At 66.2% G+C, this 515-nt stretch carries 1 protein-coding gene; it reads right to left on the minus strand.

Annotated elements, in window-relative coordinates; genetic code table 11:
* Positions 1-184 precede the first annotated feature (184 nt).
* The coding region (locus tag ACLJQE_RS44825; RefSeq protein ID WP_410645946.1) for a zinc-binding dehydrogenase at positions 185-515 on the minus strand (331 nt) is incomplete at its 5' end.

A 515-nucleotide genomic window follows, 5' to 3' on the forward strand; every position in this document is an offset into this window, starting at 1 on the left:
CATGACCATCCGAAGATCCTGACACGGCTACCGGAGCGGCCCGTCCAGGGCATCCGGATCTGCCGCCGACCGTGCGCGGCGGCGCGCAGCCCACCATCACGCACCGTAGCGGCCTCTGTCGTCGCTCAACATCCTGATCTGCCAATGAGCGTGTGTGGCGGATTCCGCCGCCACACACACCCGGCTATCGGATTTCGATGATGACCTTTCCGAACGGGCTGGCCGACTCGTAGTGGCGGAACGCCGCGCTGGCTTCCTCGAACGGGAATGCTCGGTCGGTGACGGGCCGAAGCTGGTGCGCGGTGATGATCTCGTTCAGCTTGGTGAACTGGGCGTGGCTTCCGACTGCCAACGCCCGGACCGTCGCGGTGACACCGAACAGCAGGCGAGGGTCGAGTGGTGGCAAGTCGCCGGAGAGGGACCCTACGAACGCGACGTGCCCGTTGATGGCGAGCGACTTCAGTGACTGCTCCAGTGTTCCGGCAGTGTCGACGACCCGGTCGACCCCTCGCCCG

This window comes from Amycolatopsis sp. lyj-346, assembly GCF_046548975.1.
GTDB lineage: Bacteria > Actinomycetota > Actinomycetes > Mycobacteriales > Pseudonocardiaceae > Amycolatopsis.